Annotated in this window: 12 protein-coding genes and 1 rRNA gene; 7 read left to right on the top strand and 6 right to left on the bottom strand. The window is 26.0% G+C overall.

Annotated elements, in window-relative coordinates; translation table 11 throughout:
• Positions 1–146: 146 nt before the first annotated feature.
• From MBBAR_RS00060 to MBBAR_RS00040, 5 genes are all read left to right on the top strand, one after another.
• A complete protein-coding gene (locus tag MBBAR_RS00060; RefSeq protein ID WP_080459257.1) occupies positions 147–1,064 on the top strand; it encodes a TIGR00269 family protein in 918 nt (305 codons plus the stop codon).
• Between the two features lie 276 nt (positions 1,065–1,340).
• Positions 1,341–1,544, top strand: a complete 204-nt coding sequence (locus tag MBBAR_RS00055; protein WP_080459256.1) for a MoaD/ThiS family protein — start codon at positions 1,341–1,343, stop codon at positions 1,542–1,544.
• A gap of 723 nt (positions 1,545–2,267) precedes the next feature.
• Positions 2,268–2,909 carry a 4Fe-4S cluster-binding domain-containing protein gene (locus MBBAR_RS00050; protein ID WP_080459255.1) on the top strand — a complete coding sequence of 214 codons (642 nt, stop codon included), beginning with the start codon at positions 2,268–2,270 and terminating at the stop codon, positions 2,907–2,909.
• Positions 2,910–3,125: 216 nt separating this feature from the next.
• Positions 3,126–3,986 (top strand): damage-control phosphatase ARMT1 family protein, encoded by an 861-nt coding sequence (locus MBBAR_RS00045; protein WP_080459254.1) that lies wholly within the window; start codon positions 3,126–3,128, stop codon positions 3,984–3,986.
• Positions 3,987–4,137: 151 nt separating this feature from the next.
• Positions 4,138–4,926 (top strand): NAD(P)-binding domain-containing protein, encoded by a 789-nt coding sequence (locus tag MBBAR_RS00040; RefSeq protein WP_080459253.1) that lies wholly within the window; start codon positions 4,138–4,140, stop codon positions 4,924–4,926.
• Positions 4,927–5,043: 117 nt separating this feature from the next.
• Here the strand turns inward: MBBAR_RS00040 and MBBAR_RS00035 are convergent, their stop codons facing one another.
• The 3 genes from MBBAR_RS00035 to MBBAR_RS00025 form a co-directional block, all read right to left on the bottom strand.
• Positions 5,044–6,450, bottom strand: a complete 1,407-nt coding sequence (locus MBBAR_RS00035) for an adenylyltransferase/cytidyltransferase family protein (protein WP_143746072.1) — start codon at positions 6,448–6,450, stop codon at positions 5,044–5,046.
• Positions 6,451–6,708: 258 nt separating this feature from the next.
• Positions 6,709–7,191 carry a DUF308 domain-containing protein gene (locus tag MBBAR_RS00030; RefSeq protein ID WP_080459251.1) on the bottom strand — a complete coding sequence of 161 codons (483 nt, stop codon included), beginning with the start codon at positions 7,189–7,191 and terminating at the stop codon, positions 6,709–6,711.
• Positions 7,192–7,399: 208 nt separating this feature from the next.
• Entirely contained in the window at positions 7,400–8,506 is a 1,107-nt protein-coding gene (locus MBBAR_RS00025; RefSeq protein ID WP_080459250.1) for an archaeosine biosynthesis radical SAM protein RaSEA, read from the bottom strand.
• 475 nt (positions 8,507–8,981) lie between these two features.
• On the opposite strand from MBBAR_RS00025, the gene MBBAR_RS00020 reads away from it, so the two are divergent.
• Positions 8,982–10,043: an SPL family radical SAM protein gene (locus tag MBBAR_RS00020; RefSeq protein WP_346218166.1), complete on the top strand. Its 1,062-nt coding sequence runs from the start codon at positions 8,982–8,984 to the stop codon at positions 10,041–10,043.
• A 157-nt stretch (positions 10,044–10,200) separates the two neighbouring features.
• Here the strand turns inward: MBBAR_RS00020 and mer are convergent, their stop codons facing one another.
• From mer to MBBAR_RS09945, 3 genes are all read right to left on the bottom strand, one after another.
• The gene (gene mer, locus MBBAR_RS00015) at positions 10,201–11,166 is read right to left on the bottom strand and encodes a 5,10-methylenetetrahydromethanopterin reductase (protein WP_042701945.1); all 966 of its coding nucleotides are present in this window, start codon (positions 11,164–11,166) and stop codon (positions 10,201–10,203) included.
• A gap of 450 nt (positions 11,167–11,616) precedes the next feature.
• Positions 11,617–12,321: a CDGSH iron-sulfur domain-containing protein gene (locus MBBAR_RS00010; RefSeq protein ID WP_080459248.1), complete on the bottom strand. Its 705-nt coding sequence runs from the start codon at positions 12,319–12,321 to the stop codon at positions 11,617–11,619.
• Between the two features lie 173 nt (positions 12,322–12,494).
• Entirely contained in the window at positions 12,495–12,695 is a 201-nt protein-coding gene (locus tag MBBAR_RS09945; RefSeq protein WP_143746071.1) for a hypothetical protein, read from the bottom strand.
• 365 nt (positions 12,696–13,060) lie between these two features.
• Here MBBAR_RS09945 and MBBAR_RS00005 point away from each other — a divergent pair.
• A 16S ribosomal RNA gene (locus MBBAR_RS00005) occupies positions 13,061–13,443 on the top strand; the annotation flags it as partial.

The raw sequence follows: 13,443 nt of genomic DNA, 5'->3' as shown, positions 1-13,443 counted from the left end.
TTCTTAATAAGTATATTAATGGATATATTTTTAATAATTATATTATTGATAGATATATTTATTATAAATTTAATCTAAAATATAGTTTATAATAAGATATATTAATAATATTTTAAATAATCTTATAAAAATTATAGTGGCATATTATGGAAAATTGTACAAAATGTGGAAATCCTAAGATTATAATAAAGAGAAAACAATCAGGACAGGCTTTATGTAAAGAATGTTTTATTGAAAGTATTCAGAAAAAAGTAATAAAGACTATAAAAAAAGAAGAACTTCTTGAAAAAGGAGATAAAGTTCTTGTAGCTCTTTCAGGAGGTAAAGATAGTGTAACCCTTCTTGATATTCTTGATACTTTTAGAAAGCGTAATATAATAGATATTTGTGCTGTAACTGTTGATGAAGGGATAAGTGGATATCGCCAAGATGGTGTTGAAATAGCTATTCGTCATGCAGAAAGACTTGGAATAGAACATAAAGTAGTTTCATTTAAAGACTCTTTCAATATTACTCTCGATGAGGTGATGAAAATTCCTAATTATAGAGGTTCATGTACTTATTGTGGAGTATTTCGTCGTTGGATAATAAATCGAGCTGCAAGAGATTTTTCTGCTACTAAAATTGCTACTGGTCACAACCTTGATGATGAAACTCAAGCAATATTAATGAATTATCTTGAAGGAAATGTTGATAATTTAACTAAAATAGGTCCTAAAACAGATTCAAAAAGTCCTCTTTTTACTCCAAAAATAAAACCTCTTAGAGAGATTCCTGAAAAAGAAATTGGATTATATGCTTTAGCAAAGGACTTAGAAGTCCATTTTGCAGGTTGTCCTTATTCAGAAGAGTCTTTTCGAGGTGAAATTGGACAAATAATTAAAAATTTGTCTAAAGATCATCCTACTATCATGTATTCTACGCTTAGAGGTTTTGATAAAATCAAAAAAGCTTTAAAGAAAGAATATAAAAGTGAATTTACTTTTGAAAGTTGTACTATTTGTGGTGAACCGTCTTCAAATGAAATATGTAGGGCATGTACTTTTTTAAATGAGTTAAAATGATCTAATAATAGATAAATTGGCAAAAGATTAGAATAAACAATAATAAACATAATTAACAATAAAATAATAATAACTAATAATAACTAATAATAAATAACAAATAAATAATAATAAGTAATAATAAGTAATAATATCTAATATCTAATATTAATAACTAAATGCACAATTAGATATACAATTAAATTAGCAAATGACTAAAAATTAGCTATATAATACTAGATGAATTAATAATAATTATATAATCAATATATTATTAAGTTATAAGGAGATAAGCTTATGAATTTTAAACTTATATTCAACAATAAAAATGAAACTAAAACTATTAAAAATGAGGATACTTCTATAAAAGATATTTTAAATGATATGGAGCTCTCATCTGAAACAGTAGTAGCTAAAAAAAATGGAGATATTGTTATTGAAGATGAAATAATTGAAGAAGGAGATGAAATTCAACTAATAAAGATTATTTATGGTGGATAATTTGAAAATGAAGTTGAAATCTATATTTTTGGTGTTTACTAATGAAAGTTTATTATAAAACTCAACAAAATCAAAAAAATCTATTTTAACTTAAAAATTAGGAGTTTTAATATTTATTTATATTATTTAAAAGACAATAACTAAAAATAAATAATTTACCAACCTATACTCTAAATAAACAATTGATGATCATATATTCAAGAAATAAGGCTAAATTATCAAATATTCAAAAACGAATTTTGAGGGATTTAACCTCTTGATCTATAAGATTAGGACATGTTCATGGATTAAGCTATTTTTAGATTTTTTTTATTATTATATTGAATAGAATATGTGTTTACAATCTTTGATTTAGTTGGATAGACAATTATTAAAAATAGTAATATTTATATATAATGAAGTAGATAATTATAGTATCTATATATAATTAATATCTGTACGAACTTATTGTTTTATTGATGATGTGGCAATCTCAATCTTTTTTATTATTTTTATTTTTAGGATTATAATATTAATAAGTATATATAGTGTTATTTATCTTTTGATATTGAAAAGTATTTAGAGGATAAGAATCTTTTGATCCTTTTTTATAGGGGTGATAGAGATGAACGATGATATTTGCTAGTTAATTATTATTTTTTTATTTTTTGCTTTAATGCATGGGTGTCAGAACAACTGTCTTCTTGTCATGCATTAAATCAAAAAATAGGAGAATATGAATAATTGGATTTTAATTATTTTGATAAGTTATATATTAATTCACATGCGAAGGAATTAGCTAAAGTTAATAATAGTGGAGGAGATTATATAGATAATGTTTATATGTGGCATACATCACTTATAGATGATCCTCCATACATTAGCTTAGCTATATTCTTTAACTATTGCTCACTCGACTGTTTAACCTGTTGCAATCGTTTATTATTATCTGGAAGCGGTGGCTGTACTCCGTTTCATTTAAATGATATTGATAATCATAAAGACAATATCGATAGTACAACGATCGTAGGAGGAGAACCGTTTGCTCAGGATCTAACTAATATTCGTAATATTTTACAACGTACTAAAGATCTTGGTTTAAGAACTAACGCTCTCACAAATGGTTTACATCTTTGGGAGCCTGAGGTACATAAATTGTGGCCATTAATTGATCATATCAACCTTCACGTGACAGAAGAATTTTTAGCACTTGGTTTATATGATAGAGTTGATGAGTTGCCTTTTGATGTGGATTATAATATTATTTGGCATCCTAATAATATTCCGTTTGTTTTGGATTGTATGGGTTTATTAGATGGTGATAAGTTTTTTATTAAGAAAGATTTTATGTTCGGTGGGGAAAAATATATCCCAACTAAAATTTAATTTTTATCTTCTTAATTTTCCTTATTTTTTTTATTTTTAATTTTGAAATTGTTAGTCTTAGAGTTGCGAAAGTGAATATTTTAAGTAATTTTTATTATAGTTTAATTTTTTATATTATAAAAGTTATATATAATCAATATGATATTTAGTATTAATTTTAGTAATACATTTGTTGAAAAAAGTATGTCAAAATTAGTTTTAAGGTGAGCAACTTTTATGAAAGTTTATTATGAATGTGGTGCTTGTTTTCTTCGTCAATCTAAAGATGCAATGGATTTAGCAACTGATGATGATGTTTTAAAACTAGAATTAATAGAAGAAATACTGGATTTTTTAGCTAAAAATTTTAATGAAGGTGCATCTTCTAATAAATTAGGTTCAGCTGTACATAGAATCATAAAAGAGAAAACTAATTGTGATGATCCTTACTATAAAGAAAAAATCATTGGGAATAAAATAGCTCTTGAATTCCTTCCTAAAATTCAAAAACTCTTAGAAAAAGATAACACTCTTGAAAATTATATTAAAATAGCTATTGTAGGTAATATACTAGATTTTGGAGCTTTGGGTCTTGATTTCAACCCTCAAAATTTCATACTTTCTAATTTAAAAAAGAAATTAGCTATAAATGATATTGATAAACTCAAAAAAGCTATTTCTAATCATAATCGCTTACTTTATCTTGCAGATAATACTGGTGAGATTGTTTTTGATAAACTACTTATTGAGAAATTAAGAGAGTTTGGATTAGAGATCACTGTTGCTCTTAAAGAAAAACCAATTCTTAATGATGCTTGTTTAGAAGATGCATTAGATGTTGGCCTTAATGAAATTGCTAATTTAACAACTATTGGTACTGATTCGGTTGGCATAGTATATGAAGAAGCTTCTGAAGAATTTAGGAAAATTTTCGATTCTCATGATTTTATAATATCTAAGGGTCTTGGAAATTATGAAGGCTTAACTGAAATTGATCTTGAAAATAAAGATGTTTTTTGTCTTTTATGTGTAAAATGTAGCGCTATAGCTAAAGATATTGATCTTGAAGAGAAAGATAATGTGCTTTTAAAGTTATGATCTACTAATATAATTAATTAACATAATCATAATTAAGTATAATTAAGCATAATTAATCATATTAATCACAACTAATCACATTAATGAGATTAAGCATAATTAAACATAATTAAAATTAATATAGTTAATAAATCAATATTATGGTGTTAATTTGAAAATAGGCTTCATTGGTTTTGGAGAGGTTGCTTCAACGATTTCAAAAAAACTTTTAGATAACAATGTTAATGTTTTAAGCTCTATAAATGGTCGAAGTGATAAAACAAAGAAATTAGCTAAAAATTCTGGAATAGATTTGGTTAATAGCTTTGAAGATGTTGCTTTATCTTCCGATATTTTAATATCTACTGTCTCTCCTTTTGAAGCTTTAGAAATATCTAAAAAATATGGGGTATTAACTAATGGAATTTTTTTAGATTTAAATAATATTTCTCCTAAAACGACTTTAGAAATATTTGACTTTTTTAAGGGTATAAATGAAACAAAATCCTCAAATTTTATAAAAGGATCTATCATTGGGAAAATATCTTCTAAAAATCAGATCATTTATCTTTCTGGGGAAAATTCTAATGATTTACTTCTTTTAAAAGACTATGGACTTAATATTAAAGTTATAGGAAGTAATATTACAGATGCTTCCTATATAAAAATGATTAGGAGCATTTATTCAAAATCACTTACAGCTGTAACTTATGAGGCTTTTAAAATTTCAGAAAGCTTCAATATGGGAGATGAGTTTTTTGAAGTTTTATCTATTACTGAAGGTAAAGATTTTGAAATTCAAGCTAAATCAAGAATTAAGAGTTTAAAAAATTCACATGAAAGAAAATATGAAGAAATGAGCGAAATTTTAAAATTTTTAGAAAACATTCAATCTTCAAATGATTTTAAAGATAATAATATGATTAAAGCTACACAAAATAAATTTAAAGAAATAAAATAGCTTTTCATGGTTAATAAGCTAGTATTATTAATAAAATTATGATTAATAACTGTTATTTTTAATATTAGGGCTAATAATTGTTATTGTTAATGAAATTATTTTCATTGACTATGTATTTCATTGATTATGTATAAAAATCCTTATTCTAAATCCTTCTTTTTTCTTTATTATTTTAGCAGATACTGGTATAAATTGTGAATCAAGAATATACCTTATATAAGTAACATCTCTACTATGTAATCTTAGATTGGTTTTTATTTTTTTATTCTCAACTCTAATCTCACAAGAAAGTTTTCCATCTTTATTAATATAAATTTGAGGATTTAATTTATTTTTTTCTGAAGCTTCTTCTTTTAAATCATTATTTAGATTTCTCTTCAATACTTTTGTTTCAAATTTTGTAAGGTATAATCCTGCATCAATAAATAGTGGAATATCGTCTATTTTAATATTGGAATTACTTCTAAATTCTCTATTAGCTACACTAGCAGCTTCACCTTTTTCACATTTATCTGCAACGTAAAATGATCTTTCAATTACCTTATCAACACTTTGTTCTTTAGGTATAACTCCTTTTTCTTCATAGCTTTTCATTAAGTTTACTACTTCTTGTCTTGTCACTCCTTCTTCAATTGAGCTAATAGCTAAACGAGTAAGGACTGGACCATAACCTGCTCTTCTAAATGTTGCCCATATAGACTCTTCATCTCTATAAACTCTTCCTTTTATTATCTCATTAATTGCATTTCCATTTAGATAAGATATATTCATTAAATTAGGCCTAGAACAAGTATTCATTCTTTTTTTTATAATATCCCAATTTCTCCTTCCAGGTATTGTTCCTTTTTTTATTTCTCTTTGAAGAATTTTTATTGTTGTTTTTGGAAGTAGTTCTTTTGTTTCTTCTGGTATTTCCATATTATTTTTAATAATGGATTTTCTAATTTCTCTTCCAGATATTTTACCAATAGATTCTTTACCATTAGCTTCTTTATCATTAAATTCTTTATCATTAACTTCTTTATTATTAATTTCTAATTCTGGAATGATATGAAAATCCATATTTCTTCCGTATTTCTCTTTTAGAAATTCATTAACAGCAAACCATCTTATAACATTACGATTGGGAAGATTCCTTGGGATCCCTACAAATATTCCCTGTTTTACAAATTTTTGTGCATATTTAATAATTTCTGGAGTTGATACATTGGCAGCATCTACATAATCCACTACTCCATCTTCTATCATCATAGCTATTCTGATTGGTACACTATATGCTAAAGTTAGTCTATGGTGAAGTCCTTCAATACCCACTACTTTATCTGCTCCTGCAGCTAATGCCATGTCTTTTCTTGCTTCAAATGGAGTGAAAAATGGCGCATGATTTGCACTATAACCTTTGTTTAGATATATTACTACTTCATCTCCAGTTTTTTCAGCTATTTCTTTTCCCTTTTCTATTAGCTTCATATGCCCTAAATGTACTGGGTCAAAATCTGCACTTATTCCAATCATATTTTTCACAGCATTATTTCATTCAATAAGATTTATAATATAAACATAAAAGAGTTAAATATAAAAATGAATTAAGTATACAATTGTTTATTATTTGAGCTAAAATTAATTTTAATTTAATAAAAATTTTTAATAAAGTTTCTTAATAAAATTTTTAGTAAATAAACTACAAGATATTGAAATATTAAAAAATAGAAAATAAAATAATCAGTTAGATTAATCTGATTATAAATAATAAATTTATTTTAAATTTATTTAAGTATAGTTTTAATTATCAAGAAGTCTAATTATTCCAGTTAATATTAACCAGATACCTATTAATGCTCCTAAAACCATAGGATCTCTAGCATAAGTTCCTAAAATTATATATATAACACCTAATATTATTCCAAGAACTCCACTCCAAAATGAAAAACCACTATCTTTATTTCCAATTAATGTTACTAGTCCTGCAATAATAAGTAATATTCCAGCTAAGTATATTGTCAGAGCAGCTAAAAATGCAAAGGTATTTGGACTAAATAATAAGATTAAACCTAAAATTAATATTAAAATACCAATAATTACTGTAGCTATGCCTCTGCTGGGACTATAATCTACTTCTGAAATTCCACTAATTAATAAAAATACACCCATTAAAAGAACGGCCACACCAATAATAGCTTGAGCACCAATTAACCCTACCATTGGAAATGCTATTATAATTAAACCTAATACTATTGCTAAAATACTAAGCATTGATTTTTTCATATTCAAACCTCCATACTACAAACCATATTTCAATATATTATCATTAATTTATATTCTATAAATATAATTTATATTTTATAAATATATTTTATAAATAATATATAATAATACATAAGAATACTAATAATACTTTATGTAATTTTATTTATATATTTTTTGTATTTTTTGTATTTTTTAATTAGTTTAATTGCATACATTTTTAATTTAATCATATAAGGGGTAAATGTTTAATTTTTGTTTTAGATTTATTAAAATTTTTAGAATTTATTTCAGCTAGCCATTCATTTTTACACTGGCATTCATAATCATCAATAACACTTTGTTTAATATTTGAATCAATAATAGTGTGTTTAAGATCTTTATTACATTTTTTACAATTATATGGTCCTCTACGAGATCCAAAACCTGATGTATCCATAAATGAAGGAATATTTAAATTTTTTCTAGTCTCATTTATGACTTCAATTACACTCCATATCCAAGGGGGTTGATAAGATCCTTTTCTCCAAAATCTTTCTATTATTGTTCCTTTGTGTATTGTTGCTGGACAAAAAGAAACTCTACTTACTCCAACACTTTCTGCATAGTATGCTGTTTGAATAGCTTCATCTATTGCTTCTTTTTCTGATGTTAAAATTGGTTTTATGAAAATATATGCTTTAGATTTAGCCTTATAATCATTATCTTCATCATTATCTATTTTTGCCATTATGTTTACAGCTTTTTCAAAGTCTTCTTTTGAAAATCCTTTGTTAATCTTTTCTTCTCTTATAAATTCATTTTGAGATTCTAATCCAATGCTTACCTCAAATAACCTATCTCCAATAATTGGAAATATTTCCTCAATAGCTTCTTTTTTTACATATTCTGGACGAGATTCAACTATAACTTCTTTTATTTCATCTATTTTTGAGATAGTTTCAAGTATTTCACATCGAACTTCTTTAGAAATCTCTTGAGGATTTAGAAAGCTTCCTGAAACAAATATCTTAATAGCTATTGGCATAGTTTTACCATCAGTTTTTATATCATCTAGATGTTTATCTAACTCTTTTTTAAATAATTGAATGATCAGTTCATCATCAATTGGTTCTAATGTACAGTCTGAAATATAGCTACACATAGTACATCCTCCAGAATCTCCTAATGCCCATGAACAGCCTGGAGTTGGCACTATTACAAATAAACTTTTTCCAGATCCTCTATAAAGTAAATCATCTTGATACCAACTTACAGATAACCTTTCTGGAGGTCTTATTTTCATTCTTTCAAGGTAATTATCTCTTATTTCTTTATTAAGTTTTTGAATTTCCATTATTTTTAACCCTTGCTTTATTTATTTGTTTTATATATAGTATTTGTTCTATCTGTGATTATTTATAATATTATTCTAATATTCTCTTTTATGTTTATATTTATTTTTAAATCTTTAATTTTTCCTTTGATTTCTAAATCTTTAAGATATATAAATTATATAAAATTTTTAAATTATAAATTAATTATATAATATATTATTATTTTAATATAATAATAATTATTTTATATAATAACATGTTTTATAGGATTATAATTGATATATAAAAATCATACATAATCAATATATAATTAATATATAATCATACATAGCTTATAATTATACATAGCTAATACATAATAAATAGATAATCAATATATAATCAAACATATCAATAGATAATTAAATAAATTTAGTAACTATATTGATCTATAAAAGATTAAAAATAAAAAATAAGTAGGTTAACAAATTAATAAATTTTAGTTATTAAAAGTATATAGAAGATTATAATTTATATGGAAGTGAAACAATCTCTGATATACCATTAGATTATTTTAGTAATAAAGAAAAAAATCAAGATTCTTTAGAAAATAATGAAAACCATAATCCTAATAATTTTGATATTAATAATATTATTAATAATAGTTTTAATTTTCATGAATTAGCTAAAAAACACGGTTTTAAAGAAAAAAATGTTAAAACAATTCTTAATAAAAGTAAAGAAAATAGGGGAGTATTTTTAGGAGATTATTCTTTAAATCCTTACTTAGGTTGTTCTTTTGATTGTAAATATTGTTATATTAATGGAAGCAAATATGCTGGTTCTACTAAATCTTTTTATATAAAATCTAATGCTTTAGATATTCTTAAAAATCAATTAAAAAGGAAATCAAAGACAGGGGAGCGAGGAATTATTCTATTTGGCTCTGCTACTGATCCTTATATTGACATCGAAAAAGAATTATTTCTTACTAGAGATTTACTAAAAATAGCTAATAGATTTAGATTTCCTATACACTTAGTAACTAAATCTGATCTGGTTTTAAGAGACATTGATTTGTTTAAAAAAATTAATAAAAATGGACTATTACCAAAAGATATAGAACATCTTGATTCAAAAGTAATGATAACATTTTCATTTTCATCATTGGATGAAAAAGTAGCTAAAATTTTTGAACCAAATGTTCCAAACCTAAACAGAAGGTTAAAAGCTATTAAAAAATTAAAAGATGAAAAATTTTTAGTAGGAGTATCATTAATGCCACTTCTTCCTTTTATTTCAGATTCATATAATGCTATTGATAAATTTGTTTCTATTTTCAGTGATATTGGAGTTGATTATATTTTTGGAGGGCCTCTTACATTATTTGGGGATGGAAATAATGATTCTAAAACAAAATATTATAAGATACTTAATGAAAACTTTCCTAAATTTGTTGAACCTACTAAAAATATTTTTAAAGAAAAAGATTATCCTAATATTAACTATCAAAATAATATTTATAAAAATCTAGAGAATGTTTGTAGGAGATATAATATTAAAAATTCAATTGTTTAGAATTTTATTTAGAATTTGATATAATAAATTATAAAAATAGAATGAATTATAAATAGAATAAGCTATACAGTTAGAATAAGCTATAATGATTTAATAAGTTATAAAAATAAGAATAATGTATAAAAAATAAAAAAGAAATAAAAAGAAGTTATTCAGCTTAGAAGCTGCTTATAACGTCTCCTAATAATTTAATAGATTCTTCTTTATCTGGTCCGATTGGGGAACCTGCTACGTATTGTGTAACACCCATTTCTCCGAGAGCTTCGATTTTTGGTATAAACTCATCAGGTGTACCACATACAGAGAAAGCTTCCATTAAGTCGTCACTTACTGCACCAATAGCTCCACCAAAGTCACCTTTACCAATTAATCCTCCGAGTTTTTCGTTGATTCCTTCAGGCAATCCATGTCTTTGTAATACAGGAGGTGGGGAACCAGCAGCAATGAAAGCTACAACAATTTTTGCAGCATTTACAGCAGCAGCAGAATCAGCAGCAATAGAACAGCAAGTGTATGCAGCTACGTCAACATCAGACATAGATTTTCCACCAGCTTTAGCTCCTTCTTCAATTAAAGGCACTGCAGCTTCAAAGTCTTTAGGGTTTGATGCGTTAATTAAAGCACCGTCGGAACATTCTCCTGCGGTTTTTAACATCATAGGTCCTTGGGCACCCATATAAATAGGGATTTTATCTTGGACTGCTTTTACTCCACCGAGTTGAGCTCCAGACTCTGTTTTTCCACCAGACATTAAAGTTTCCATCATTTCTATAGCACTTTTGATGGTACTTACTGGTTTTGTCCATTCAATTCCGAGAGCATCGAAAGTAGCTTTGTCTCCAGGTCCAATACCTAGAGTAGCTCTACCATTGGATAATTCATCTAAAGTAGCAATTGCTGCAGCTGTTACAGCTGGACTTCTTACATAAGGATTGGTTACACCAGGTCCTAATTTAATAGTCTCTGTTGCTTCAGCTAATAAAGCTAATGCTTCATATACGTTCTTGTTGTTGTAATGGTCAGTAATCCAGACATATTCAAATCCTACGTCTTCTGCCAATTTAACAAGCTTTGCAATTTTATCAATTGGTTCATTTGGAACAAATTCGATACCGAACTTCATATTTTATCACCAATTAATTTTTAAGTGCTTCTATATATAAAGTATTTTATATTTGATTATAATAGAAAACTTTAAATATGTAATATCAGATAATATTTGATATTGTTGTTTTTCAATGTTATTTTTGTTTGTTTATTATTTATTTTTATTAATAAATCATTTTCAGTATTTTTATGGAGTTTATAATAATATAATCTGATTTTAGTTTAAAAAAGAAATAGAATATAATTTATATAAAATAGAATATTGTTTATATAATTTATAATATTAACCTAAATTTATAATTATACATTTTATAAGTTACGTCATTTATAATAATAAGAAATATAATTTATAATAAAATATTGATATAAAATTATTAATATAAAATATTAAATAGTAATATGAATTTTATATAGTATTGATTTTAAGAATTCGACTTTATATTAAGAATTCATATTTATGAAAATTTTAATCAAGATCTTTTAAGTTCCATTTTTTTCTGAATTTATATTCCATTTCTGGAGACATCCAATGTTTACCATCACAAAAAGGCTTGTGGTTTGATTTTCCACATCTACAAAGTGTTATTCGATTTCTTTTTTCATAAAAATCACCATCTTCACTTTCTATAGGAATTTTACCTTTAACCCATATAGGTCCTTCACAATCTTTACCTTGATCATATAGTATTACAATTTCCTTTTCATATTCTTTTTCTGTAGATTCTCCACTTTCTTTATCTAAAATTAAGAGTCTTCCAGATGGACAGTTAGAAGCTTGTTCTTTTGCAATTTTTATTGATTCAGGATTTCCTTTTTCTATTAACTTTCTGATTCCTTCATCTTTTTGACAGAATCTAGAATGATCACAAAGTTCTATTGCATCGTCTAAACGTATTTTATCTGTTTCAAATGTAGTTAAGCTTTCTTCATATATTTTTTTACTAACAACTTCAGTTCCATCGAAGTTGATTTTCAAATGAGACCCATCACAAAACGGTTTATTTTTACTTTCTCCACATCTACAAAGAGTATATGTTTCACTAGAATCTATTTTTTCTTTTTCTTTAAAACCAATAGTATTTCCTTCTTCATCACAAGCTATTATTTCATTATGCAGTGGAATATTCCCAGTCACTATGTATGGGCCGTCCTTTGTTATTTTAATTTTCATTTTTTCTTCCTTATTAAAAATTATTTACTAAAAATTATTAATATTAAAATTGTTAATATTTTTCATTATTATCCTATTAGTCTAATAATTGTTTATATAGTATATGTTTAACTAGTATAAGGAATTTACTATAAAGAATTTGATATGAGGTAATTTATTAATGGGAAATTTTATTATAAAATTTTATTTTTTGCTTTTTCATTTGTTTTTGGCGTTTTTAGGTTTGTTTTTGTTGTTTTGCAATTTTTTTTGTTGGTTTTTGTTGTTGTTGTGGGTTGGTGTATTGGTTGTGCCATGTGTTTTGTGTTTTTGGCGTTGGTTTGAGTTTTGATGTGTTGGCATTTTTTTGGATTATGATGACCATTGTTCCGCATGTGGCTAGATTTTTCATGTTTAGATAATGTTTATTTATTATATTAAGGTATCATGTTTATAATGTAGTTGTAGATGGTATTTTTTTGTGGTTTATGTTGTTTGTGCATGTTTTTTTATGAGAGTCTAATGTTTTTTTGTTAGATTTGATGTTGGTTTGGTAGATGTGGTGATATTTGATTGTTGTGTCTTATGTTTTTTTTTTTGGGATGTATTTTTTTCCTGTAAGATGTGATTTTTTTTTGTGTATTATCCTGTCTATATTTTTTTATGTGTACTTCTATTTTTTTTTATGATGGATTGTCTGTGGGAATGTATTTTTTTTTATGGATTATAATTTGTTGTAATAGAATTTTTTTTTCTGTCAAATCTGTTTGATCCTGGCAGAGGCTACTGCTATTGGGGTTCGATTAAGCCATGCAAGTCGAACGATTTTTTTTCGTGGCATACGGCTCAGTAACACGTGGATAACCTACCCTTAGGACTGGGATAACCCTGGGAAACTGGGGCTAATACTGGATAGATGGTTTTTTTCCTGTAATGGTATTTCGTCTAAATGTTTTTTTTCGCCTAAGGATGGGTCTGCGGCCGATTAGGTTGTTGGTTAGGTAATGGCTTACCAAGCCGTTTATCGGTACGGGTTGTGAGAGCAAGAGCCCGGAGATGGAACCTGAGACAAGGTTCCAGGCCCTACGGGGCGCAGCAGGCGCGAAACCTCCGCAATGTGAGAAATCGCGACGGGGGGACCCC

It is taken from the genome of Methanobrevibacter arboriphilus JCM 13429 = DSM 1125 (genome assembly GCF_002072215.1).
GTDB classification, from domain to species: domain Archaea; phylum Methanobacteriota; class Methanobacteria; order Methanobacteriales; family Methanobacteriaceae; genus Methanobinarius; species Methanobinarius arboriphilicus.
Note: the sequence above shows the minus strand (reverse complement) of the source record. Positions and strands in the feature narration are given on the sequence as shown.